Annotated in this window: 21 protein-coding genes; 11 read left to right on the forward strand and 10 right to left on the reverse strand. The window is 60.1% G+C overall.

What is annotated here, in order from left to right:
• Positions 1 to 29: 29 nt before the first annotated feature.
• From K9B37_RS15125 to K9B37_RS15140, 4 genes are all read right to left on the reverse strand, one after another.
• Entirely contained in the window at positions 30 to 1268 is a 1239-nt protein-coding gene (locus tag K9B37_RS15125) for an ABC transporter substrate-binding protein (protein ID WP_224314180.1), read from the reverse strand.
• A 48-nt stretch (positions 1269 to 1316) separates the two neighbouring features.
• Entirely contained in the window at positions 1317 to 3152 is a 1836-nt protein-coding gene (locus tag K9B37_RS15130; RefSeq protein WP_224314182.1) for an ABC transporter permease, read from the reverse strand.
• A gap of 231 nt (positions 3153 to 3383) precedes the next feature.
• The gene (locus tag K9B37_RS15135; RefSeq protein WP_224314184.1) at positions 3384 to 4433 is read right to left on the reverse strand and encodes a LacI family DNA-binding transcriptional regulator; all 1050 of its coding nucleotides are present in this window, start codon (positions 4431 to 4433) and stop codon (positions 3384 to 3386) included.
• Positions 4434 to 4569: 136 nt separating this feature from the next.
• Positions 4570 to 6276: an SMP-30/gluconolactonase/LRE family protein gene (locus tag K9B37_RS15140; RefSeq protein ID WP_224314186.1), complete on the reverse strand. Its 1707-nt coding sequence runs from the start codon at positions 6274 to 6276 to the stop codon at positions 4570 to 4572.
• A 103-nt stretch (positions 6277 to 6379) separates the two neighbouring features.
• On the opposite strand from K9B37_RS15140, the gene K9B37_RS15145 reads away from it, so the two are divergent.
• Genes K9B37_RS15145 through K9B37_RS15175 form a run of 7 tightly spaced genes read left to right on the forward strand, consistent with a single transcriptional unit; the run spans position 6380 to position 13227 of the window.
• A complete protein-coding gene (locus K9B37_RS15145; RefSeq protein ID WP_224314188.1) occupies positions 6380 to 7639 on the forward strand; it encodes an ABC transporter substrate-binding protein in 1260 nt (419 codons plus the stop codon).
• A 55-nt stretch (positions 7640 to 7694) separates the two neighbouring features.
• Complete coding sequence (locus tag K9B37_RS15150) at positions 7695 to 8609, forward strand: carbohydrate ABC transporter permease (RefSeq protein WP_224314190.1); 915 nt, start codon at positions 7695 to 7697, stop codon at positions 8607 to 8609.
• Complete coding sequence (locus K9B37_RS15155; protein WP_224314192.1) at positions 8606 to 9469, forward strand: carbohydrate ABC transporter permease; 864 nt, start codon at positions 8606 to 8608, stop codon at positions 9467 to 9469. The genes K9B37_RS15150 and K9B37_RS15155 overlap by 4 nt, the downstream gene beginning before the upstream one ends.
• Positions 9470 to 9479: 10 nt before the next feature.
• Positions 9480 to 10220 (forward strand): SDR family NAD(P)-dependent oxidoreductase, encoded by a 741-nt coding sequence (locus tag K9B37_RS15160; RefSeq protein ID WP_224314194.1) that lies wholly within the window; start codon positions 9480 to 9482, stop codon positions 10218 to 10220.
• A 4-nt stretch (positions 10221 to 10224) separates the two neighbouring features.
• Entirely contained in the window at positions 10225 to 11400 is a 1176-nt protein-coding gene (locus K9B37_RS15165) for a mandelate racemase/muconate lactonizing enzyme family protein (protein ID WP_224314195.1), read from the forward strand.
• Between the two features lies 1 nt (position 11401).
• Positions 11402 to 12154, forward strand: coding sequence for an SDR family NAD(P)-dependent oxidoreductase (locus K9B37_RS15170; RefSeq protein WP_224314197.1), 753 nt, complete (start codon positions 11402 to 11404; stop codon positions 12152 to 12154).
• Between the two features lie 17 nt (positions 12155 to 12171).
• The gene (locus K9B37_RS15175; RefSeq protein WP_224314198.1) at positions 12172 to 13227 is read left to right on the forward strand and encodes an ABC transporter ATP-binding protein; all 1056 of its coding nucleotides are present in this window, start codon (positions 12172 to 12174) and stop codon (positions 13225 to 13227) included.
• Positions 13228 to 13457: 230 nt separating this feature from the next.
• Here the strand turns inward: K9B37_RS15175 and K9B37_RS15180 are convergent, their stop codons facing one another.
• From K9B37_RS15180 to K9B37_RS15200, 6 genes are all read right to left on the reverse strand, one after another.
• Complete coding sequence (locus K9B37_RS15180; RefSeq protein ID WP_224314200.1) at positions 13458 to 14789, reverse strand: HlyD family type I secretion periplasmic adaptor subunit; 1332 nt, start codon at positions 14787 to 14789, stop codon at positions 13458 to 13460.
• Positions 14790 to 16562 carry a type I secretion system permease/ATPase gene (locus tag K9B37_RS15185; RefSeq protein WP_224314202.1) on the reverse strand — a complete coding sequence of 591 codons (1773 nt, stop codon included), beginning with the start codon at positions 16560 to 16562 and terminating at the stop codon, positions 14790 to 14792. It lies immediately after the preceding gene.
• A gap of 461 nt (positions 16563 to 17023) precedes the next feature.
• Entirely contained in the window at positions 17024 to 17152 is a 129-nt protein-coding gene (locus K9B37_RS24650; RefSeq protein ID WP_255616627.1) for a hypothetical protein, read from the reverse strand.
• A 1-nt stretch (position 17153) separates the two neighbouring features.
• Positions 17154 to 18203 (reverse strand): cytochrome d ubiquinol oxidase subunit II, encoded by a 1050-nt coding sequence (cydB, locus tag K9B37_RS15190; RefSeq protein ID WP_224314204.1) that lies wholly within the window; start codon positions 18201 to 18203, stop codon positions 17154 to 17156.
• 9 nt (positions 18204 to 18212) lie between these two features.
• On the reverse strand, positions 18213 to 19649 hold the full coding sequence (locus K9B37_RS15195; RefSeq protein ID WP_224314206.1) for a cytochrome ubiquinol oxidase subunit I: 1437 nt from the start codon (positions 19647 to 19649) through the stop codon (positions 18213 to 18215).
• A gap of 270 nt (positions 19650 to 19919) precedes the next feature.
• Positions 19920 to 21068, reverse strand: coding sequence for a DNA topoisomerase IB (locus K9B37_RS15200; RefSeq protein WP_224314208.1), 1149 nt, complete (start codon positions 21066 to 21068; stop codon positions 19920 to 19922).
• Positions 21069 to 21225: 157 nt separating this feature from the next.
• Here K9B37_RS15200 and K9B37_RS15205 point away from each other — a divergent pair, with 157 nt between their 5' ends.
• The 4 genes from K9B37_RS15205 to ispG all read left to right on the forward strand — a co-directional run bounded on the left by K9B37_RS15205 (position 21226) and on the right by ispG (position 25047).
• Positions 21226 to 22395 (forward strand): glycosyltransferase family 4 protein, encoded by a 1170-nt coding sequence (locus K9B37_RS15205; RefSeq protein ID WP_224314210.1) that lies wholly within the window; start codon positions 21226 to 21228, stop codon positions 22393 to 22395.
• Complete coding sequence (locus tag K9B37_RS15210) at positions 22392 to 23042, forward strand: class I SAM-dependent methyltransferase (RefSeq protein ID WP_224314212.1); 651 nt, start codon at positions 22392 to 22394, stop codon at positions 23040 to 23042. The genes K9B37_RS15205 and K9B37_RS15210 overlap by 4 nt, the downstream gene beginning before the upstream one ends.
• Positions 23043 to 23163: 121 nt before the next feature.
• Complete coding sequence (locus tag K9B37_RS15215) at positions 23164 to 23694, forward strand: Fur family transcriptional regulator (protein WP_224314214.1); 531 nt, start codon at positions 23164 to 23166, stop codon at positions 23692 to 23694.
• A gap of 63 nt (positions 23695 to 23757) precedes the next feature.
• Entirely contained in the window at positions 23758 to 25047 is a 1290-nt protein-coding gene (gene ispG / locus K9B37_RS15220; RefSeq protein WP_224314216.1) for a flavodoxin-dependent (E)-4-hydroxy-3-methylbut-2-enyl-diphosphate synthase, read from the forward strand.
• The last annotated feature ends 14 nt before the right edge of the window (positions 25048 to 25061 follow it).

Genomic DNA, 25061 nt, shown 5'->3' on the forward strand with positions numbered 1-25061 from the left:
TCTCTCGTGCGGAAGCCATTCGGATCGGATTATCGGCTCGTCTCAGCCATCCAGAAATCACTGATCTTCGCGATGTTGTCTTTCACGAATTCAGGCGACGCTGTGAGCTTCCTGGCCTTAGGCCACATCTCACTGTAGGGCGGCGGTGCGACGTCGCTCCGTGGAGAGAAGGTGCCGACCTGATAGAAAGCGGCCATTCCCTGCAGCAGCTCCAACGACTTCCCAGATCGGAACGGCGCCTTGAGTTCCGAGCTGATATTCAAGTCCTTGCTCCCCATCAGGAACGCCACGAAAAGCTTCGCTGCATTGGGATGCGGCGCTTGTCCGGCAACTGCCACATAAGTTGGATAAGAGAAAAGCGCCGATGGCTGCAGATCATACGGAACTGCGTTGGCATAATTGTCGCTCTGGTTCTTGGTCAGATAGTGAATCACCGAGAATGCCATCGGCGACTTGGCCTGACCGCGGAGGCCGACTGCCGTCGCAATCTTCGAGCTATTATCGGAGATGACGATGTCGTTGGCGATCAGCCGATGCAGGAACTCGTAACCCGCATTCTCGACACCGGAGGAAAGCTCGAGCTTCTTGCCATAGTGCTGCTCATAGGCCTTCTGCATTTCGTCAGAATGTTCCACGATGGCGGCCAGCATCATCAGTGTGGTCAGAGAGCCCGCCGGCGATTTCATGGAGAAGCGCCCCTTCCACTGCGGCTCGGTGAGCTCCCACAATGTCTTGATCGGCGGCTGCGGATGAGCTTCCGAATTGTAGAAGACGCCGTAGGCCTCGATCACGTGTGTGAGCAGCGGTTCGCGGTGCTCGGCGGGAATCCTGTCCACTAGATAGGCCGGCACGTAATTGACGATGCGGTGATTGGGGAGCAGGTCGAACACCATTTGCTCGGTGCCACCAGAATAGACCACGTCAGCTGCATAGACGCCTGCCTGATGCTCACGGACGACTTTCTCGATTGTCTTTTCCGAACCGAGATCATAGGCCTTGACCTTGATTTCTGGATAGAACTTCGCGAAATCCTCCGCCACCTTCAGCATCGTCCCGGTGGAGGAATAGACGACGACTTCGCCTTCCTTCTTCGCGTTAGCAACCACCTCATCCCATTTCTCGTTCTTCTGATAAGAACCGAGCTGACTTTTCTGAAGCCAAGCATCCCACTTGGGATCGGACTGCTGCCCTAGAGCCGGCGCCGCCAATGCAAGGGTCAAGGCTCCGGCCGCGAGCCAAGCTCTGGCATTGCGGAATGTCGGTATCATGATTGATTTCCTCCGTTCATTTATTATGCATCGGTCTGGTTGGAGCAGTTATGCCGCCCCGATCCGAGCTTTCGTTGACAAGGCACGGATGGCCAGGTTGACCACAATCACGATAGCGACGAGCAGCACGGTCGCGACGCCGACGAGTTGAGGCATATCCTGGTTCTGATAGTTGTAGATGACGCCTGCCAGCACGTTGGTCGATGGTGTGACGAGCAGGATGATCAGCGACAGTTCCCGCATGATGCTGATGAAGCTGAGGAGCATGCCGGAGAGAAGCCCGCCAGCGGCGATGGGTACGATGATTCGGATCATGCGACGAATCCAGCCAATGCCTTGGACGCGTGCCGCCTCCTCTAGCGACTTGTCGATCTGAAGGAGCGCCGCGATTCCGGTGCGTGATGTAAAGGGCAGGGTCTTGACCGAACAGATCAGGACGAGCAGCGCGAAGGTGCCGTAGAGAGCTGGGATTGGTCCGAACGGACGGGCGAACATACCGATATAGATCGCCCCGAATGCGAGAGCTGGGAAAATGTAAGGCAGGAAGGCCACCATCTCCAGTGATCTCGACGTCAGCGAGCCGCGCGTTCTCACCACGACATAACCAATCAGGAAGCCGAAGATTCCTGTCGTCATTGCGGTGAGGAAGGCCAACTTAACGCTGTTCCAGGTCGCATCAATGATGTTGCCATTGTCGACGAGGGCGGCTTGCAATGGATCTACCCCCTCGCCTCCTCCACCGATCCAATAGTGCAGGGTCAGATTGCTGAGGCTGTAATTGCCTGCGGTCTTGATCAACGACTGGAGAACCAGCAGCACCAATGGAAATGCAACGGCCGCGGTCATGAGGAGCATGACGAGTATGAAGAGCGGCCAGCGCCAACGCCCGAGATCGATCTCCTTGCTGCGGAATCCTTTGCCGGAAAGCGTCACAAAGCTCTTACGGACTCCGATGAGACGTTGATTGATGAAAATGAACAGACAGGCAAGGACCACCAGCACCAGCGCGAGCAGAAAGCCATCACCTGCATTGCGTGTCCCCATGGCGGCATAGATCTGTGTCGGCAGCACGAAATAGCGCACCGGCATTCCCAGCACCGCAGGCGTGCCAAAGGACCCGACCACGCGGATGAACGTCATCACGACCGCGGAGCCGATGGCTGGCAGCAGAAGCGGTGCAGTGATCCACAGAAGCTGCTTGATGCGAGAGAGGCCCGCCATCGCGCCTGCCTCTTCAAGCTGACTGTCGACGCTCGTGATCGAACTCGAGACAGACAAATAGGAATAGACGTAATAGTGAAGCGAGAGACAGATGATGATCGGAACGGGGCCGTACGCGATCCAGTCTGGTGGTTGCACGCCAAAGAAATACGCAAAAGCGCCGGATGCTCCGCCGATGCGATCATTCTTGAAGAATGTGATCCAGGCCAGCGCCATAACCCAGGAAGGCAGCATGTATGGGATCATTACCAGCGTGTGCAGAAAATTCCGGAAGGGGATGTTCGTGCGCACGATCAGCCAGGCGAGGCTGATGCCGAAGGCGAGACAGATGATCGTGGCGGCAAATGCCGTGACAAGCGAATTGAAGAAGGGCTTGTAGAAGAGCGCCCAAGAGAGACGACCGGCAAAAACGCGCTCGTAGTGAAAGAGCGTGAACTCACCGGGCTGAGCCTTAGGCAGATAGGCACGGTCATAGGGCTGAACGGTGAGCGTCTCGCGGACCAGTTCGAACAGGGGCACAAGAACCAGTGCTCCCAGCATGACCGCCAGCAGAACGCCTAGAATGCGCTCAGGCTGTGTCAGGAAACGCCGAATACCGCCTAGAATGGCTTTTGTTGACGATATGTCGGACGCAGTTTGTGCTTGTGTCACCGAACCCGTCATTCCGTCACATCCTCCCCAGAGCCTGGTGCCGGCTCGAAAGCGCTCCTCATCCGCGACCGATCTTTGGATGCTCTCGCCCGTTCCTGGGCGCACGGCTCGGTTCGCGATCGTCTCCCCGTACACGCCACGCGGCAAACCGCCTGTGTGGAGAGCAAGGAGAACTTACGGAAGCTTTGCACACGTGTGCAAAGCTTGCAAGAGACATTCTGAAAGACCCGAAAGGCGAGAGGATCAGCTCATCGGGCGGACGGTGGCTCGCTCGACGAGTTCGACCGGGAGAACCTCATGCACGAGCTTGGTCTCCTTCCCGTGCATCTCCCGCTCGATGGCGGCCAGTACCGACCCGGTCAGATCGCTCATCGATTGTCTGACGGTTGTCAGGCGATAACTGGCCCATGCTGATTGCGGGATATCGTCGAAGCCGATGACCGAGAGATCCTCGGGAACGCGCCGACCCATTTCCCTTGCACCGTCGAGAAAGCCGAGCGCCAGGAGATCGGTGACGCAGAAAACACCATCGAGCTCATGGGAAGTGAGGAGACCCTTGGCGGCCTCTATGCCGGTCTCATATGTCGTTTCGCCCGACGCCCAAACGGCCGATTTGATCCCGGCCTCCTCGATATGTTCCACGAAAGCGAGGCGGCGACGGACTTGGGTGGGTGTTCGAGCGCCACTCCCAACGACACCGATGCGCCGGCAACCAGCCCGGAGAAGCCTCTCTGCTGCGACCCGCGCGCCGCCGAGATCATCGCTGATGATTGTATCTGCTTCGGCGTCATCGGCCTGCCGATTGACCAAGATCACCCGCACGCTGTTGGCCACACACTCGTCGATGATGGCCGAAGGCGGCGAACCGGACATCACCACAATGGCCCGCACGCGGAACTCAAGAATAAGCTCGATGAGCGGTGTGATGCCCTGCTCCGCCTCGGCCGCATTCAGGAGGAGGCACTGCATGCCCCGATTGAGAAGGGCCAGGCTCAACTCGTCCAGCTGTCGCGCCATGAATGGCAAGGACAGATTGGCGCCGACAACACCAACAAGGTTGGATTGATCGCTGATTAAGCTCCGGGCAAGACGATTGACCCGGTACCCTAGGGTTTTGGCGGCTTCCTGGACCCGATGCCTGACATCGGCCGAGACACTGGCGCCCGGCGTGAATGTGCGCGATACGGCCGAGCGGGAGACACCGGCGAGACGGGCTACATCTTCCGCGGTCACAAAGTTGCGCGTCGCTCGGTCGCGTTTCAGATGGTCTTCATGATCTGAAGACGCCACCATCGAGTTTGCTCCGGTCGGTCCAGGTTCTAAGTGGGTTCAACACCTCGAACCTCACGCCGGAAGTCTATGCACACGTGTTCATCTTAGGCAAGCAGAGTGGCCCCGAATCGGCTCTGCTTTGCTGTGATCGAGCATTTCAAAGCGCAGTCGCGCCGACCCAATGGAAGGGCTTTTCGGCGATACCTTTGACTCCCGCCTCGAGAGATAGAACGCTGCCCGATAGCGGCGCCTCCGCCAACTGTTGGGATGACAGACGAATGCGGGCTGAGGTGATGAACAACGTGCTCATGTCGGTGCCTCCGAATGCGCAACTCGTCGGACGCGGCACCGGCACGCTGATCGTTCGATCGATCGTTCCATCCGGAGCATAACGGATGACCTGCCATCCGTCCCACTGAGCACTCCAGACGAAGCCCTCCGAATCCACTGTGAGGCCATCCGGCACACCCATGTTCTCCGGCGTTTGAACGAAAACTCGGCGATTGTAGATGCGGCCTTCGTTAACATCGAAATCATACACATAGATCGTTCGCGCCAAGGTATCGGTGAAATACATCAACCGATCATCGGGACTCCAGCCGAGGCCATTCGATATGCCGATATTAGCTTCCATGCGGTGCGCACTCCCGTCCGAGTCCAGACGATAGAGACTGCCTTGCCCCGGAACGACCGTCATATCCATCGTACCAGCCCAGAAGCGGCCCCGGCTGTCGCATTTGCCATCGTTGAAACGATTGCCGGGCTTGTCGGCTTCTGGATCCGTAATGCGGGTCTGCCGGCCTGTCGCGGGATCGAACAATGAAAAACCGCTCTGCGCCGCGATCACAAGACCGCCCGCCGAGCACTCTGCGAAAGCCCCGACAATCTCCGGAAGTGCAACGACCGAGTTACTCCCTGCCTGAAGGTTCGAGATGTGCAAGGCAGGCGCGAGGATGTCGACCCACTGCAGCGTACCGGACGCCGCACTCCAGTACGGCCCCTCGCCAAGGAAGGCGCTTGAACGAACGGCGCAGGAAATCGATTGATCGTTTGTCATGTTGATCTTTGGTGGTTGACCAGGTTGCGTGAAAGCTGCTTGCCCAGTGACGCGCTGCGCCGAGCGAATAAGGTCGGGGCCGAGTTCATGCAACCGCTCGACATTCATGCGGAACGAAGGGCCGATGACAGCGATGATGCCGATCGGGCGGTTGGTACGATCAATGATGGGAACGGCAACCGAGCGCAGCCCCTCCTGCCACTCCTCATCATCGATTGCATAACGGCGCGCCTTCGTCACATCGAGTTGGGTCCGCAGAAGCAGAGGGTCCACGATCGTCGAAGATGTGCGAGGTGTAAGCTCCACTTGACCGAGCAAGGCATTGACTCGCCGCCCATCTTCGAAGGCAAGCAGCGCCTTGCCAGCCGCCGTGCAGTAGGATGGGAGTCGCGCTCCTTCCCTCAATTGCGTCTGTAGCGCAGATTGACTCGAAACAATCTGTTGGCAGACGATAGACGCGTCATCGGCCGTCGCGAACATGACGAGCTCGCCGGTGAGAGCATGAAGCCGGATGAGCTCCGGCTCGGCCAGCGCCTTGAGATCCAGGTCTGCCGTCGACCATTTCGCGTACTCAACCATGCGCCATCCAAAACGATAACGAGAATCGCGGGCATCGAGTCGGAGCGTTCCGTGGTCCAACAGCGCGGCAAGGATGCGATGAAGTGTTCCCTTCGGGAGGCCGGTGACCTTGGCGATCTCCGTGAACGACAAACCTCCTCCCGCTTCGGCCAAAGCATCCAGGATGCTCAAACCTTTCTGAAGCGCTGCAGTGCCGCGCGCTGCCGCGCTCTCCTCGCCCGACCTCATTCCAGACTCCCTTGACACCCTCGGCTGAACGAATCAGTATCAGTTCTACGATATAAAACAAGTTCTACATCATAGAACAAATCCGACAACAATGGAGGAAAGCATGCTCAAGATTACGAGACGCGCGGTGATGCTCACGGTGTCGGCACTCACCGCCGCCGGGGTCGCCTTTTCGGCAGAAGCCAAAACGAAAATCACCTATTGGGCATGGACCGAGCATGTTGCGGCCGCCAATGCCGTGAAGGCCGAATTCGAAAAGCAGAATCCGGACATCGAGGTCGAGATTTCCAATCTCAACCCCTTCGACCTTCAAGACAAATTCCTGGTCGCCATGGCGGCTGGCGTCGGTGGGCCCGACGTCGCCCTGATCCTCCAGCGCCGGTTCGACGCCTATATCGCCACGGGCGGTCTTCTTGATACGACAAAGGAGATGGCACCCTTGAAGGAAAGCTATCCGCCGGCTGTCTGGTCCACCATCGCGTACGATGGCAAGACCTATGGGATTCCCTACGACCAGAATCCGTCGGCGTTCTTCTATCGCGCCGACATCTTCGAGGCGAACGGGATCAAGGTTCCTCTCGAGACGTGGGAGGATTTCGTTGCTGCCGGAAAAGTCCTCGCCCAGAAGGGGATTTTCATCACGCATGTTTCGGCGCCCAGTGGCGTTCCGGGCGTCGCGAACCTCGTCGAATACCTGCAGTCACGAAACGCCGAAATCTTCGACGGGTCTGGGAAGGTCGTCAAAAACAATGCTTTGGCGCGCGAGACCTTGCGCTTCTATTACGATCTCGTTCGCACCCACAAAATCGCATTCGAGTCCCGCAACAACGCTCCGGAGTTTTTCCAAGCCGTCAAGGACGGGCGTATCGCAGGCTATGCCGTGCCATCTTGGGCGGTCTTCCGCCTGCAAAAGGAGGCGCCTGATCAGAGTGGAAAATGGCGAGCGATGCCTTGGCCGAAATGGGGGAAGGATGCGCCTGCCACGACAGGAGCCTGGGGCGGCAATGTCCTCGCCATTCCGAAGTCGACAAAGAATCGCGAGGCTGCGCTGAAGTGGGCGATGTTCATCGGCGCAAATGAAGTCACGCAGACTCGCATCTGGGAGGAAGGACATCTTCTCCCAGCCTTCGAGCCGGCACTGAAGTCCCCTGTCCTGGCGAAAGGGGAGGAATATCTCGGCGGCCAATCGATCTACGAAGCCGCCCTGAAGCCGCGGACCCTGAACAACTTCAACTACTACGACTGGGGAAAGGCCGAAGTCATCATCGGGAACGAGCTCGATTTGATGTTCGGCGGCAAGAAATCGCCCGAGCAGGCGTGGGATGACATCGAGAAGCAACTGATCTCGCAGCTCCGCAGGTAACCACTGCTGCGGCGGCTCTGCCGCCGCCATCTCTTCAAATCGGGGCCAAGTCAAAATGACTGCCGCAATTGCGCACACGATCCACAAAGCCGGACATTCCAGGCGACGCCTCCGGCGTGCGCTCATCCCCTACCTTTTTCTTGCCCCCTTCTTTCTGACATTCCTCGCCTTTTGGTTGGGACCCATCATCGCATCTTTCGTTTATTCGTTTACGGATTGGCGCGGCGTCCTCCAAGCGCGGTTCATCGGATTAGCCAATTACGAGCGGATCTATGAGGATCCCCGATTCTGGCTCGCGCTGCGCAACACCGCCTTCTACGGACTCGTCTATGTGACACTCCTGAACACGTTAGCGCTGGCCCTGGCGCTAGCGATCGATAGCACGTGGCTGCGCTTCAGGAACGGCATCAAGATCGGATTCTTTCTTCCCGTGACCATCAGCCTCGTCGTGGCTGCCGTCATGTTCGAGATGATCTTTGCAAACGGCGTCGGCCTCCTCAACATCACGCTCAAGGCGTTAGGGCTGCCTCAGCCCGATTGGCTGGGAGATCCAAAGGTGGCGATCTGGTCAATCATTATTCTGCGCATCTGGCGCGCACTTGGCTATTACGCGGTCATCTATTTCGCGGGGCTGCAAGCCATCCCCTCTGACGTCAAGGAAGCGGCGCGTCTGGACGGATGCCGACCCTGGCAAGTGACGTGGCACATGACGCTACCGCTCCTCAAGCCCGTGATCCTGTTCTGCATCATCATGTCGACGATTTGGGCGCTTGAGCTCTTCGACGAGGCCTGGGTGCTGACGAAGGGTGGCCCTGCTGACAGCACTCTGACGATCGTCATCTATCTCTATCAGGCAGGATTTCAGTATATCGAACTCGGTTACGCGGCAGCCGTCTCATATGTCCTCACCTTCCTGATCGTGATCGCGGCGATCGCGCAAAAACTGCTGATCGGACGGGAGCAGCAATGATGGAGCTTGCCAAGAATAATACTCGGCATTCAAAGAGGCGCGACTCCTTCGCTCTTCCGATCGGATCCTATCTCGGGACATTGCTGGTTCTTGGGGTGCTGGCTATCGCCATGACGCCTGTTCTGTGGGCCATCCTCTCAGCCTTCAAGACGAGAAGCGACATCTTTGCAGGCGACGTCTGGCCGCGGACATGGTCGATCGAAAACTTCCGCGACCTTCTCGCGAAGACGCTCTATCTACGCTGGATGTTCAACAGCCTGTTCGTCGCGATCATCAGCACCGTGCTCGGCGTCTTCTTCTGCTCGCTCGGCGGTTACGCATTCGCAAAATTTGAATTTCCCGGAAAAACTGTTCTCTTCTGGATTGTGATCGCTTCGGTCTCGATTCCGGCCTTCACGACGGTTATCCCTCTTTTCGGCTGGCTCGCGCGCCTGGGACTGCTCGATACCTACCTCGTCCTCATTCTGCCCTTTGCGGCAAATGCCTTCGGAATTTTCCTGATGCGCCAATACTGCATCGGCGTTCCGAATGAACTGCTGGACGCGGGTCGCATTGATGGTTGCGGCGAGTTCCGCCTCTACTGGGCCGTCGTCCTTCCGTTGCTGCGGCCGGCTCTCGGTACCGTCGGGATCCTGATCTTCATCGCATCGTGGAATAGCTACATCTGGCCTTTGGTCATGATGCGTACGGACGACATGCTCACTCTGCCGGTCGGTGTCGCATCCCTCAAAGGCGATCAGCTTCCCGAGTACGGAATGCTGATGGCGGCCTCTGTCCTTTCCAGCCTTCCGATCATTCTGGCCTTTCTCATCATGCAGCGCCAGTTCATTGCAGGGCTCACTCAAGGCGCAGTCAAATAGGGATCATGACATGCTTTTGGAGTTGGATGGTAAGGTTGCGCTCATCACGGGCGCTGCACGAGGAATTGGCTTTGAAACCGCGAAACGCTTTGCAGCCGAAGGCGCGCAGGTCATGCTCGCGGATCGTGATGCACAATCCCTCGCCGCTGCCCGCGAGAGCATACCAGGCTCGGCGAGTGCCGTCGTGGATCTGACTGTCGAAAGTGCGGCTGAAGAGCTCATGCAGGCCACGTTGACGGCCTTCGGGAGGCTCGACGTTCTTGTTAACAACGCAGGGATCAGCGAGCCGGCACCCATCGCGCAAACCACGCCTGATTCATGGCGGCGGGTCATGTCCATCAATCTCGATGCACTCTACCTTCTGTCGCGTGCGGCCATGCCTGCCCTGGCGAACACAAAGGGCACAATCGTCTCCCTTGCCTCGTTCGCCGGAAAGCGTGGCACATTGTTTGGGGACAACACGTCCTATTCTACGTCCAAGGCCGGGGTCATCGGCTTTACGCGCGCTCTCGCGATCGAGGCCGCGCGAGTAGGCATCCGCGTGAACGCGGTGGCGCCTGGACCCGTCGCAACTGACCTTATCAAGGCGCTTTCGTCGGACCAACTGAAACGGGTCACTGACTTCGTGCCGTTGGGGCGCATGGCAGATACTTCCGAGATTGCCGATCTCATTCTCTTTCTCTCGTCCGCACGGGCCGCGTACATCACGGGTGAAGTGATCAACGTCAACGGCGGCCTGTACATGGATTGATAGTATGGCGTTTCAGGACTCTCCTCTGACGATCACGTCCGTCAGACACTGGCTGATCTATATTCCGTTCGAGCATCCGATCGTGTGGGGATCCGGCAAGCGGCCCGGGAGCACGCGCCTGGTCGTGGAGATCACGACGGCGAGCGGCATAAAGGGCTATGGCGAGACGATCGCCCTCCTCGATTTCGTTCCAGCGGTTTTCGAGAAGGTGGTTGCACCGCTTTTGATGGGCCGGAACGCCGCTGATGTCGAGCGTTTCCATCGTCACGTGCTGGGCGCCGGCTATTATCACCATCAGCGAGCAGCCGTTATGGCTATGGCGGCAGCGGAAATGGCCATGTGGGACGCCGTGGGGCGTCATGCCCAGCTTCCTCTGCATGCCTTGTGGGGTGGCGCCTATCGCAACGAGATCGAACTATCGGCTTATCTGTTCGTCGCTGATCCGACCGGATGCGCGGAGATGGCATCGAGGTTTCTCGACCAAGGCTACACCACGTTCAAGCTCAAGATCGGACACGACTTCCAGAGTGACATCAAGCTGGTCGAGGCCGTGCGCCGGACAATCGGGGATGCCATTCCCTTGCGCGCCGACGTCAACGGAGCATGGACGCCCGGAACAGCGAAGCGACTGCTTGAGAGGCTCAAACCCTACGATCTGGCTTATATCGAACAACCGCTCGTGCTGCACGACCTCATTGGCCATGCAGAACTACGCAAAGTGCAAACCACGCCGGTCGCTCTTGATGAATCAGCCTATACCCAGGGTGATGTCGGCAATATCGTGAGGATGAGCGCCGCAGACGTCATCCTTCTCGATCCACATGAGGAGGGCGGACTTTGGCATTGCTTGAAATCCGCAGCCATTGCAGAAGCCGCTGGTCTTCCGGTAACGCTTCACAGCGGTGGCGAGCTCGGATTGTCGCAAGCGGCCTATCTTCACCTGGCAGCGTCAATCCCCAACATGTCGATCGCCATAGACACCGAGTACTACTATCACAGCACCGATATCATCACGGAAGCGCACGTGATCAGGAACGGACGTCTCCCCGTTCCCACGGGACCGGGCCTCGGCGTCACGCCTGATCTCGATCGACTCGAAAGCCTGCGCACGACGAAAGTGATCGGCGCGTATCTTGATCCGGATCGGCCAGGCTGGTTCGCAGAAAAGCCGAAATACTGAGATGAGCACCACAGATCGCTTTGCATCCCGAATTGCCGTCGTCACAGGCGCGGCCCAAGGAATCGGACGCGCGATTGCCGACAGGCTCGCTCGGGAGGGAGCTTTCGTTTACGCGGCAGATAGGCAGCCTGAGAAAGCATCGACAAGCGGCCTCCAGCATCTCGTGGAATGCACGCTCGACGTGACGGACCCGGCCAGTATCGCTGCCTTGTTCCACGAAATCGAGGATCGCCATGGTCGTTGCGACATGCTGGTTAATAACGCCGGCATTCCGGGGGAACTTCCCCTCCATGAAATGACATTGCCTTATTGGAACAACGTCTTTGCCGTCAATGTCACCGGGCAGATGCTGATGTGCCAAGCGGCAGCCCCACTGATGTCCCATCACGGCAGTATCGTGAACCTGTCATCGGTCGCCGCGCACCTGGGCTTTGCGGATCGTGCTGCCTATTGTGCCTCGAAGGCGGCTGTGTTGGGTTTGACCAGAGCTCTTGCGGTCGAGCTCGCACCCAACGGAATTCGGGTGAATTGCCTGTGTCCTGGCACGGTACAGACTCCGTGGATCGAGCGGCTTGTCGGCAACGACGCAGGGGCCGAAGAACGACGCACAAGCCTCGCCACGCGACAGGTTCTCAATCGTATTGGCGCGCCCGAGGAGATCGCCGCGGCAGTGGCCTTTCTCCTTTCCGAAGAAGCTTCTTTCATCACTGGCAGCGTCATCATGGCCGATGGCGGAATGCTTTCGTCACGCTGAACCAGTTTGGAGCAGTCATGGCCCACGTTGTTTTGAACAAGCTGAGCAAGTCGTTCGGGAGCACTATCGTATTGCCGGAGGTCGACCTTGAGATTGCCAACGAGGAGTTCGTCGTCCTCGTCGGGCCCTCCGGATGTGGCAAGTCAACCCTTCTTAGAATCATTGCCGGACTTGAAGAACCATCCGCAGGAACGATCCAAATCGGCGACAGGATCGTGAATGATATCGATTCCCGCGATCGCGACATCGCGATGGTATTTCAGAACTATGCCTTGTACCCCCACAAGTCGGTGTTCGAGAATATGTCATTCGCCCTTACATTGCGCGGCCTAGACAGGAAGGCAATCCGTGCGAAGGTAGAGGATGCGGCTCAAATTCTTGGGCTTCGCAATCTCCTCGATCGCTATCCGCGTCAGCTCTCCGGTGGCCAGCGTCAACGTGTTGCCATGGGTCGCGCCATCGTGCGCGATCCTCAAGTCTTTCTGTTCGATGAGCCGCTCTCCAATCTCGATGCCAAGCTCCGTGTTGCCATGAGAACCGAGATCCGGTCTCTCCACCAGCGGCTTCGCGCGACCTCCATCTACGTGACGCACGATCAGGTCGAGGCCATGACGATGGCGGACCGCATTGTGGTGATGAATGGCGGCCGGATCGAGCAGATCGGCTCCCCGATGGATCTCTACGACCGGCCCGCAAACACCTTCGTCGCAAATTTCATCGGCTCGCCGGCCATCAATCTGCTGCGCGGCCGCGCCGGAAACGGGGCCTTCCGAACGAACAAGGGAACCGATCTTCCCATCGGCCCGGCACCTACGAATGTGAATTCCGGTGCCCTGCTCTATGGCATCCGACCCGAGCATCTTGAGATTAATCAGGATGCCGGATTGCCCTTCAAGATCGAGATCGTGGAGCCGACGGGCTCACAAGTCATCCTCTTCGGCGATCTTGCCGGGCATCCGGTCTATGCTTTGTTCGGCGATCTGCGTGGTGTGAAGGTCGGCGATACCCTTCGCCTTGCTCCGCAACCGGAGAAAGTGCACCTCTTCGACGAAACGAGCGGCATACGCCTCTGATGCATCGGTGGGGAAGGAAATGGCGCCTCTGCCAGATGTCACCTTGCGGTTCATCTGATTGCCAATATCACAATCCGGTCGGGTGAGCAGCCGCAGCGACACATGCTCAACGTCATCAATGCGACACGGTGTGAGAGGCGTATGGTTACACTGTCGGCTCACGTCATGCGGGGTGAGCTTCTCACCCCGCATGACGTAGTTGAACGGATTTCTGTCGGCCGCAGAGCTTTTTAGTGTTCCCTGAAGGCTCTGGCGATCTGCTCTTCCATGGGCTTGAAGAAGTATTCGAGCGGGGTGCGCTTGTTCACCTCCACGAACACCTCCGCCTGCATGCCGGCGATCAGCTTCAGGTTCTCCAGACGCTGGATCTGGTCTGCCGGCAGATCGACCCGGATCGTGTAGAACGACACGTTCGTCTGCTGATCCCGCGACACGTCCGCCGAGATCCGGCTCACCGTGCCGTGCAGCTCGGGGATCATGCGCTGGTTCGAGGCATGCACCCGCACCGTCGCGTTCTGCCCGATCTTCAGCTGGTCGATGTCGTTCGGCATCACCTTGGCCTCGAGCTCGAGCTTGTCGTTCGTCGGAACGATCAGCATCACCGGCTCGGCCGGCGAGATCACGCCGCCGATCGTGTGCACGTTGAGCTGATGCACGAAGCCGGCGCTCGGCGCACGGATGTCGGTGCGTTTGAGCTGATCTTCGGCCGCAACCCGGCGCTCGGTATACTCTGCGATGCGGCCCTGATAGTCGCGCAGCTCTTTCAGCGCGTCCGCTCGCATCTCCTCGTCGACCTGGATGATCTGCAGCGAGGTTTCGGCGATCTTGCCTTCGGCCTGTGCGACCGCTGCAATCAGCTGGCCGCGCTGGCCCTCGATGCTCGCCGCATCACGCTCCAAGGCGTTGAGGCGCGGCAGCTGCACCAGATTTTTCTGGTAGAGCTCACGCACCCCCTTGAGCTCTTCCTTGATGAACTCCGCCTCGCGGCTCTTGGCCTCCTGCTGCGCCTTGAGACCGGTGATCTCGTCCTGGGACTGCGAGATGCGCTTGCGCAGCTGATCCTTCTGCGCGTCGCGCGCCGAGCGGCGGGCTTCGAACAGGGTCCGCTCGGAGGCCATGATGGTCTTCACCGCCGGCTCGTCGAGACGTCCGGCAAATTCCTCCGGATCCGACACCGCACTCGCGCCGTCGCGCTCGGCTTCGAGCCGGGCCCGGCGGGCGACGAACTCATCGAGCTGCTTGGTGACAAGCAGCAGGTTGGCCCGCGTCACCGTCTCGTCGAGGCGGACCAGAAGATCGCCGGCGGCAACCTTGTCGCCCTCATGCACCTTCAGCTCCCCGACGATGCCGCCGGTGGCGTGCTGCACCTTCTTGACGCTGGTGTCGACCACGAACTGGCCGCCGGCCACGACCGCGCCCGATAGGGTTGCGGTGGCGGCCCATAGACCAATGGTGCCGCCGAACAACACGATCATCGCAGTTCCGGTGATCGCCGCCCGGCGCAGGGCCTTCTGATGGATCGAAGCCTTCGGCTTGGCTCCCTGGAGGATGAGCGTGCTCATTTAACCAACCTCTCGCAGATTGCCGGCGGGTCCCGTCTGCGGCCGGACGGCAGCAGCGGGAGCAGGCGTGGTGTTGCGCTTCATGACGGATTGCAGAACCTCGTCCCGCGGGCCCATGAGCTTGATCCGTCCCTCTTCCATGATAGCGACCTGATCGACCTGGCCGAGAGCGGCCGGGCGGTGGGTGATGACCACCACGATGGCGCCGCGCTGGCGCACCGACAGGATCGCCCGGTTCAAGGCATCGTCGCCGGCGCCGTCGAGGCTGGCATTGGGCTCGTCGAGCACCACCAGGAACGGGTTGCCGTAAAGGGCACGGGCGAGCGCCACGCGCTGGCGCTGGCCACCCGAAAGGGCGGCACCACCCTCACCGATGCGGGTGTTGTAGCCCTCCGACAGACCGAGGATCAGCTCATGTGCGCCTGCCATCTGGGCCGCGGAGATGATGTCGTCGGGCTTCGCGTTGGGCTGGAAGCGGGCGATGTTCTCGGCGACCGTGCCGTCGAACAGCTCCACGTCCTGCGGCAGGTAGCCGATATGACGCCCGAGCGCATCGGCCTCCCATTGGTCGAGGGCCGCACCGTCGAGACGGATCTCGCCGCGGATGGTCGGCCACACGCCGACGAGGGCGCGGGCCAGGGTCGACTTGCCCGAGGCGCTGGGGCCGATCAGGCCGAGGCCCTGGCCGGCCTGGAGCTGCAGCGACACGGCGTTGACGATCGGCTGCTGCACGCCGGGCGCGCCCACATAAACCTCCTCCACCGCGAGGCTCGCCTTCGGGGCCGGCAGGCCAAGAACCTGCGCCTGCGGCGGGATCAGCGACATGATGTGCTGCAGGCGGCGATAGCCCTGGCGCGCGGCGGTGAAGCCCTTCCAGTGCGCCACCGCGATCTCGATCGGTGCCAGCGCACGCGACATCATGATCGAGGCGGCGATCATCAGGCCGCCCGACATCTGGCCCTCGATCACCAGATAGGCGCCGAGGCCGAGGATGGCCGACTGGAGCACCATGCGGAACACCTTGGCGAAGGCGCTGATGCCGGAAGCCGCCTCGCTGGCGCGTAGGCCATCGTTGACGTGACGGCAATGCACCTCGTCATAGCGCTTGGCCAGGAAGCCGAGCATACCGAGCGCCCGGATCGCCTCCGCATTGCGACGGCTGGTCTCGGCCATGGCATGACGCTCGGCCGAGCTCTTGGTCAGCTCGTAGGACGGCGCCTTGCTCTTGGCATCGGTATAGAGGGTGAGAATGATGATGCAGACACCGCCGACCACCGACATGACGCCGAGCCAGGGGTGGATCATGAAGCAGCCAAGGAAAAAGATCGGCATGAACGGCATGTCGAACAGCGCCGTCGGGCCGAGGCTGGAGAGAAAGCCGCGGATCTGATCGAGATCGCGGATCGGCTGCATGCTCTCGGTCTGCTTGGCGCCGCGCAGCGGCATCTGCGCCACGAGATCGAAGACGCGGTGGGAAAGCTGCTCGTCGAAGCGGGCGCCGATGCGGGCGAGCATCTTGCCGCGCAGCATGTCGAGACCGCCGGACAGGACGTAGGCCGCGAGCACGATGAGGGAGAGCCCGATCAGGGTCGGAATGCTGCGGCTCGAGAGCACCCGATCGTAGATCTGGAGCATGTAGAGGGAGCCCGTGAGGGCCAGAAGGTTGACGACCGCGGAGAACACGGCGACGCCGATGAATGATGGGCTGCACGCTTTCAGAGCGTCATAGACCTCTGTGCTGTCTTCCCGGTGCCTTTTTGATGCCTGCGTCATCTCTCGTCCCATGAAGCGGATCGATCGGAAACGAACCGCGCCTTTGCGTTACGGATACCTCCCGCTCCGAACTGCCGTCCGGGGCGGTGGGCGATGCCATCTCGCGATGGCGACGGGGTGCGGGCTAACGCCGTGAAACTTTCGCGAGCGCCTTCAGCCGGCGCCTTTTGAGCAATCGATTTCACGTCAGGAGGAAGCCCCCGGCATGGTGTTTACCTTACGCCACGCCTTTTGTAACCCTATTCCATGTAATTATGTCAACGAAAAGGCGCACAATCAGTGAATAAAATTTCCCCGATAGGGCAATGGAACGGGGGTTTATCCTTTTATTACAGCGACTTGGGCAATGATTCTCGGCCATCGGCTGAATTGACAAGTCGTCGCAGCCTTTCGACAAAAGGCTGAGAAAGCCTCCTGACGGTTGCGGAAAGTCGGTCCTCGGCGAATCTCGCCGGATCCGCTCAATGGGGGATGAGGCTGCGCAGCCCGTAAACCACAGCTGCGAAGGTAGCGAGGCTCGCGAGATAGAGCAGGCCGAACCACGCCACTTTCTTCAGGCGCCCCTCGGACGGTCTGGGCTGGGTTGCCATCCTAGTGATATCCGTAGCCGCCGGCCCGGATCTCCTCGGACACCTTTCCGCGAAAGACGTAATAGGCATAGGCCGTGTAGGCGAACGTCACGGGCATAACGATGGCAAAGCCCACAAGGGCGAAGAGCTGCGAACTCACCGTATTGGCAGCCTGCCATACGGTCAGGGACGGCGGGACGATATATGGAAATAGGCTGACCCCCAGGCCGAGATAGCCGAGGAGGAACAGTGCAATCGCCAGAAAGAAAGGTCGAATATGCCGGCCGAGCTCGAGATCTCGATAGATCTGGTACGCCACATAAGCTGTGATCAGTGGGATCGGCGCGAGAAGAACGATGTTCGGCCAGGAGAACCACCGGGCTTCGATTTGCCTCCCCAGGAACGGCACCCAAACGGAGACCAGCAGCATCGCGACGATGGTGGCGATCAGGAAACGGAACGCCATGCGCCTGGCCCAGATTTCGAGTTCGCCCGTGGTTTTCATCACGCACCAGGTCGCACCAAGAAGACCGTAGCCGCAGATCAGACCAAGGCCGGTCAACACACTGAACGGCGTGAGAAAATCGAGAGTACCACCTGTGAATTGCCGTCCGTCATGGGCGAAACCTTGCACGAAAGTGCCGAGAACCATTCCTTGCGCGAAAGTCGCAACGAGGGATCCATAATGGAAGGCGTTGTCCCATAGGAATTTGGAGCGCTCCGACTTGAAGCGGAACTCGAAGGCGACACCGCGGAAAATGAGTGCGATCAGCATCACGATGATCGGCACGTAAAGTGCCGGCATCAGAATTGCATAGGCAAGATGAAACACGGCGAACAGGCCGCCGCCTCCGAGAACGAGCCATGTCTCATTGCCGTCCCAGATCGGCGCGACGGAAAACATCATTCGATCGCGCCAGTTCTCGTCACGAGCGCTCTTGAAGAGGATGCCAACGCCAAGATCGAATCCGTCGACGATGACATACATGGCGACGGCCACCGCGATGAGGCCCGCCCAGATCAACGGCAACCAGAAGGAAAGTCCTTCGTACTCTGTCCCGAATCCGAACATGAGTGCCTCCTATTCCGCCGGTTGCGGCCGATGGGGATTTCGGTGATCCAAGCCCTCATCGGGCACGGAGAAGGGCCGTTTCGACTTCTTTAGCAGAGTAGCCTCTTCGAGATCCTCGATCGGCTCCGGCCCCCTGCGCAAGAGCTTGGCGAGGTAGTAAGAGCCAAATCCGAAAATGAAGGTGTAAACGACGATAAAGGTTATGAGCGATGCGCTCACCGCAGTCGCGGAGACGGGAGATACCGCATCGGCAGTTTTCAGAAGCCCGTACACCACATATGGCTGTCGGCCGATCTCCGCAGTAAACCAGCCGAAGAGCACCGCGCCGAAGCCTGATGGGGTCATCAGCATGGCCGCTGTGAGAAACGACCGGGTGGTGTAGAGACTGCCCTTCCAGCGCAGATAGAGACTCCACAGTGCCAGCCCCAGCATCGCAAAGCCGATGCCGACCATGATGCGGAAAGAGAAGAAGACCGGCAGGACGGGTGGCCGCTCCTCCGCCGGCACATCCTTCAGCCCCGGCACGATGCCCTCGAATGTATGCGTGAGAACCCAACTTCCAATTTTCGGTATGCCGATCTCGTAACGGTTCGTCTCCGCCACCTCATCCGGAATCGCGAAGAGGCGAAGCGGCATGTTGGCCTGACGCTCCCAGTTGCCTTCGATAGCCGCAAGCTTGGTGGGTTGATGTTCGAGTACAACAAGGCCGTGAAGATCACCGATGATAATCTGGATCGGCACGAAGATCGCCGCGAACCACAACGCCATGGACATGGAACGGCGCGCGCCCGCGAGCTTTGCCTCAGGCGCATCATGAGCATGCCGCAAGAGCATCCAGGCCGACATGCCGGCGACCGCAAATGCCGTGGTCAGGTAGGCAGCCATGACCATATGCGCGTAGCGCAATGGGAAGGACGGATTGAAGACAATCGCGAACCAATCCACCGGCACGGCCTTGCCGTTCTCGATGGCATGGCCCGTCGGGGTCTGCATCCATGAATTGGCGGAAAGGATCCAGAAGGCGGAGATCAATGTGCCGAGCGCGACCATGCAGGTGGCGAAGAAATGCAGACGATCGCCAACCTTCTCCCACCCGAAAAGCATGATGCCAAGGAAGGCTGCTTCCAGAAAGAATGCAGTGATGACTTCGTATGCAATGACGGGCCCGAGGACATTGCCGGTAAATTCGGAATAACGCGACCAGTTGGTGCCGAACTGATAGCTCATGACGATGCCCGACACGACGCCAAGTCCGAAAGAGATGGCGAAGATCTTCACCCAGAAGCGGAAGAGGTTGCGGTAAATCGGATTGCCCGTTCGCAGCCAATTGAACTCAAGCGCGACGAGCCAGCTCGCGAGACCGATGGTGAAGGCGGGAAAGATGATGTGGAAGGAAATCGTGAAAGCGAACTGGATCCGTGACAACATCAAGGCGTCGAGTTCCATGGTCGCGCTCCTTCCAACCGTATACTTAAGCTTGTAGGGCGGAGATGGGAAAAAAACCAGGGCGCCGAGATGCGGCAAAGAGGATCAGGTCGGCGCACTCGATCTCGGACGCACCTTTCTCAAACAGAGATGAGACAGAAGAAGTGAGGTAGAGCCATCGTTCCGCGCCGTTCGTTACCCCCGTATGCGTTATGACGCTTCGCAAATTCGTCGTCGCAATAGGCAACAACCTGACGCATTTGGATCAAGCAAGCATATCTATGATCAGGTTCACACTGCGGCGGACTGTTTCGAGGACCTGGATTGGCCTTCCGCTCGGCGTGGCTGCTTCGCCACGGTCTCTGCCGAAAGTCGGCTCTTCAGGAGCGACAGAACCGCCGCCTCTTCCGGTTTAAGCGATGCAAGTTTACCGCGAAGCTCGGCTTCGACCTCTCCCTTGATCTCGAGAAGGAGAGAACCCTCAAGGTAGCACGAGAAGACCTCAGGATGGACATAACACTTCCGGCAGATCGCTGGAGTATTGCCGAGCAGGGCGGAGACTTTCTCGATCGCCGAACGGATGTTTTTCTTAGCCGCGGCCTCACTGTCGAATTCCTCGAACTCGGAAAGCGCAAGCGCGGCCAGAACCGTTCCAGCCCAGGTGCGAAAGTCTTTTGCGGTCACGTCGCGCCCGGTGATTTCCCTCAGGTAGGTGTTCACATCGGCCGAGGTGACCGATTGCCGGTTTCCTTCTTCGTCGAGATATTGAAAAAGGTGCTGACCGGGCAGGTCTTGGCAAGCCTTTACGATCTTGGCGATGCGTCGATCCTTGACCTTCAGATTCCAGGTCTTGCCACTCTTGCCTTTGAACTGGAAGCGCAGCTCGCTGCCCTCGACCTTCACATGTGGATCGCGCAGCGTAGTGAGACCGTAGCTTTTGTTCTGCTTGGCATAGTCGGAATTGCCGACGCGGATCAGCGTGTCCTCCAGAAGATGCACCACCGTCGCAAGCACTTTTTCGCGCGGCAATCCGCGCAGCGCCATGTGCGCATCGATCGTCTTGCGGATCTCCGGCAATGCCTTCGCGAAGTCGATCATATGCTCGTACTTCGTGCTTTCACGCACTTCACGAAACGCCGGGTGATAGCGGTACTGCTTACGCCCACGGGCGTCCCGGCCCGTTGCCTGGATATGACCGTTGGCTTTCGGACAGATCCACACATCCGTATAGGCCGGTGGAATGACAAGGGATCGAATACGCTCGAGGGTCGCCTTGTCTGAGACCTTCCCGCCATCCGGCCGCATATAGGCGAAGCCTTTGCCGGCCTTGCGCCGATGGATACCCGGCTCCTCGTCCGACACATAAAGGAGACCGATCGTCTCTGCCGCGTCGCGGGGATCGATGACATCGTCGGAGGTGGTGTGCGAATCGAGAAGCATGCTGCGTCCGCGTTCAATGGCGCCTCGTCAACAGGAGCGGGTCTGTTCCGGTTCCGCCTGCGAGCCTCGCCCTTCGTCGCATCTAACCTCAATAAACAGGAGGTTTCCTGGCGCGGAAAATGCCCTAGAAGAGCCTCATCGTTGTTTTGGAACGCCCGTGTCCCTGCCTCAGCCTCCATCCGCCCCCCTCTCCTCCAGCCTTGCCGGGCGAAAGCTCGCCTTCATCGTCACGGAGGATTGGTTCTTCGTCTCACATTTTCTGCCTATGCTGCGTGCCGCGAAGGAACTCGGGCTTGACGTGACGGTCGTGACCCGCGTGCGTCAGCACCGCGAGACCATCGAGACTGAGGGGGCGCGGGTCGTGCCGTTGGACGCGGAACGGCGGAGCCTCAATCCCATGGCGGCTGGCTATGCCGCCGGCCAACTCGCTGCCGTTCTGAAGAGCGAGAAGATCGACCTCGTCCACTGCATCGCACTGCGCAGCATCCTCGTGGGCGGCACCGCGGCATCGATGGCAGGAATCGGCAGCCGAATTTATGCCCTCACGGGCCTCGGCTTTCTCGGGGCGCGAACCGACATCGTCGGTCGTCTCGCCCAGCGTGCTGTTCGGCTGCTCATCCGTGGTCTTCAGACGGCACGGACCCGGTACATTTTCGAGAACACGGACGATCCGCGCCTCCTTGGTCTCAATCCGACCGATCCGCGGGTCACCATCGTCGGCGGCGCCGGAATTGATCCGGACATCCTGAAGCCCGAGCCCCTTCCCGCTTCCCCGCCCCTCAAGGTGGCGGTGGTTGCACGAATGCTGTGGTCGAAGGGGATCGACGTCGCAGTGGAAGCCGTTCAACGGGCCCGCTCCCGCGGCGCTGCCATTGAGCTGTCCCTCTATGGGGAGCCTGACCCGTCCAATCCCAAAGCGATCCCGGACACGACGCTGAGGGCCTGGAGCGAAGAGTCTGGCATCGTCTGGCACGGCGCGACGCGTGACGTTGCGGCGGTCTGGCGCGATCATCATGTTGCCTGCCTGCCGTCGCGGGGCGGAGAGGGCCTGCCGCGCACGCTCTTGGAGGCAGCCGCCTGCGGCCGCGCCATCGTGACAACGGACGTTCCAGGATGCCGGACCCTGGTACGAGATGGGATTGAAGGCCGGATCGTCCCGCCCAACGATGCGGAAGCACTCGCGGAGGTCTTCGTTGCCTTGAGCGAGCGGCCCGATCGCATCGCGCAGATGGGCGAGGCGGCGCGCGCGCGCGTCCTCGACGGCTTCACCGAGCGGCAGGTCATGAATGCCGTCAAGCGGCTCTATGCCGAGGTTCTCGCACCATGATCGCGGATCGCGCGGCATTCATTCGTGCGGAAACCCACTTGCTGCCGGTGCCGTACGCGCCCGAGATCCGCCTTCATGTGGCGGATGAGGCAACGGCCCTGTGGCAGAAAACCGAAGAGGAACTTGGGGCCATCGGCCTGCCGCCGCCCTTCTGGGCCTTCGCATGGGCCGGTGGACAGGCCCTCGCGCGCTACATCCTTGACCATCCCGAGACGGTGCGGGGAAAGCGCGTCCTCGATTTCGCCTCCGGATCCGGTCTCGTGGCCATCGCGGCCAAAAAAGCGGGGGCCGCAGAGGTAACGGCCTGCGATATCGACGATTTCGCCGTCGCGGCCATTCGGATCAATGCCGAAGCCAATGGTGTTGCGATCGAGGCGGCGCAGGAGGATCTCATCGGCGTGGATCGCGGCTGGGACACCGTCCTTGCCGGAGATATCTGCTATGAGCGCGATCTGGCCCGGCAAGTAATCGACTGGCTCTTCGCCCTCAATACACGTGGCGCGACCGTTCTGATCGGCGACCCGGGACGCAGCTACCTGCCAAAGGACCGGCTTGATAGCCTCGCCCGGTATGAGGTCCCAGTGACCCGCACCCTGGAGGACGCCGAGATCAAGAAGAGCAACGTCTGGCGGTTCCGCATGGCGTAGGCGGCGGGCTGAGAAACTTGGCAAAACCCCCTATGAAAAGGTAGCGCTATAACCTATATAAACGAAGTGGATCCCGACTCTGGCGGTTCGGGGCCGCGTCCCTTTCATCGAGGCTCGCGCCATGATCATGTCCGGATCTGCTTCCCGTTTGCCCATCCTTCAGGAGGAGCCCTGCGCGCACGCGCAGCGCCAAGCCGAGCGGGCCGCACGGGCACTGGCTCAGAGCGAAGCGATCTGCCGCGCTCACCGGGTTCGCCTTACCCCGATACGACGCCGGGTCCTCGAGGCGCTCTATGCCACCCACAAGCCGATGGGAGCCTATGAACTCGCCGAGTACCTGACGCCGCCCGGCGGCCGGATGGCGCCGATCACCGTCTATCGGGCCCTGGATTTCCTGATCGAGCAGGGATTGGTGCACAAACTCGCCAGTCAGAATGCCTATATCGCGAGCTTCCATGTGGACAATGCGCCCGAGACGACGGCATTCCTGATCTGCGAAGCCTGCGGCGGCGTGGATGAAACGACCTCGGCGGAGCTGACCTATGCAGTCAATTCGCTGCTGAATCGGGAGGGCTTCGGACCCCGCGCCAAGCTTCTGGAAATCATGGGGCGATGCGCTCATTGCGGCGGCGATGCGATAAGCCGCGCTTGACGGATAGAAGATTCGGCATCAGCTAAACGGCGGCAGCCCGAACGCTGCCGTTCAGGATGACCGATGTCTGCAATCCCAACGTCCTCCGGCGACCCAACCTCCTTCGAAGACTGGGCCGGGCCGGCCCCTCGTCACCACACCGTCGGTGTGCAGGTCGGGTCCGTCATGGTCGGCGGGGACGCTCCTATCGTCGTGCAGTCCATGACCAATACCGACACGGCCGATGTGGATGGCACGGTCGCTCAGGTCGCTGCCCTCGCCCGTGCCGGGTCGGAACTCGTCCGCATCACGGTCGATCGCGACGAGGCGGCAGCGGCGGTCCCAAGGATCCGCGAGCGGCTTGATCGGCTCGGCGTCACCGTGCCTCTCGTGGGCGACTTTCATTATATCGGCCACCAACTGCTGGCGGAGCATCCCGGCTGCGCCGAAGCCCTCGACAAGTACCGGATCAACCCGGGCAATGTCGGATTCAAAGAAAAGAAGGACAGGCAGTTCGGCGCCATCGTCGAGATGGCGATCCGGTATGGCAAGGCCGTGCGCATCGGCGCCAATTGGGGCTCCCTCGACCAGGAGCTCCTGACGCATCTGATGAACGAGAACGCCGCGTCTCCCCGACCCCGCGACGCCCGCGGGGTCACCCGGGAGGCGATGATCCAGTCGGCCCTGCTCTCCGCCGCCCGCGCCGAGGAGATCGGCCTCGCACGGGATCGGATCATCCTCTCCGCCAAGGTCTCCGCCGTCCAGGACCTGATCGCGGTCTACCAGGAGCTTGCCCGGCGTTCGGACTACGCCATCCATCTCGGGCTCACGGAAGCCGGAATGGGGAGTAAGGGCATTGTGTCCTCCTCGGCGGCCATCGGCATCCTGCTACAGCAGGGGATCGGCGATACGATCCGCTTCTCCCTCACGCCGGAGCCCGGAGGCGATCGGACCCTGGAGGTCAAGGCCGCCCAGGAGCTACTCCAGACTATGGGCTTCCGGACCTTCGTGCCTCTCGTTGCGGCCTGCCCCGGTTGCGGGCGCACGACCTCTTCCGTCTTCCAGGAGCTGGCGCGGGACATCCAGAACTGGATTTCCACCTCGATGCCCGAATGGCGCAAGACCTATGCGGGCGTCGAGAATCTGAACGTCGCCGTGATGGGCTGCATCGTGAACGGACCGGGCGAGTCGAAGCACGCCAATATCGGCATTTCCCTCCCCGGCACCGGCGAGCAGCCGGCGGCGCCTGTCTTCATCGACGGCCGCAAGGCCATGACCCTGCGCGGCCCGACCCTTGCACAGGATTTTCAGAAGCTCGTCCTGGACTATATTGAGCGGAATTACGGTCACGCCGGGCGGGATGCTGCCGAATAGGCGTCGATAGGGGC

Origin of the sequence: Microvirga puerhi, assembly GCF_020089865.1 — a bacterium.
Classification (GTDB): Bacteria; Pseudomonadota; Alphaproteobacteria; order Rhizobiales; family Beijerinckiaceae; genus Microvirga; species Microvirga puerhi.